Origin of the sequence: Herbaspirillum chlorophenolicum (genome assembly GCF_001189955.1) — a bacterium.
GTDB lineage: Bacteria > Pseudomonadota > Gammaproteobacteria > Burkholderiales > Burkholderiaceae_D > Herbaspirillum > Herbaspirillum chlorophenolicum.
In genome coordinates this window covers 1-350 of record NZ_LFLT01000178.1, presented here as the reverse complement: position 1 = coordinate 350, position 350 = coordinate 1, and the positions used below count along the sequence as shown (strand labels likewise).

Sequence of the window (350 nt, the reverse complement as noted above, 5' to 3'; positions counted from 1 at the left end):
TCGCCGGTGCCGACCAGTTGCACCTGGCCCGAGACGTAAGCCGAGATCATGGCGTTGTTGTCTTCATAGCGCTTGATGGTGGTGCTCTTGGGCGCGGTATCGGTCAACTGGATGTCCTGGAAGGTGCCGCGGGCCACGCCCACGGTCTTGCCGGCCAGGTCGGCGGCGTTGGCGACCTTGATGGCGGCCACGCCGAACACGCTGTTGTTGTACGGCGCATAGGCTTGGGAGAAGTCGATCACCTTTTCACGCTCGGCATTCTTGCCCAGGGTGGAAATCACCAGGTCGGCCTTGTGCGTCTGCAGGTAGGCGATGCGGTTGGCGCTGGCCACCGGCACCAGTTGCACCTT

1 protein-coding gene is annotated in these 350 nt (G+C 63.1%); it reads right to left on the bottom strand.

Annotated features, from left to right (window positions below; genetic code table 11):
* On the bottom strand, nucleotides 1-350 hold a 350-nt coding region (locus tag AKL28_RS23765; RefSeq protein WP_156226497.1), incomplete at both ends, for a transporter substrate-binding domain-containing protein.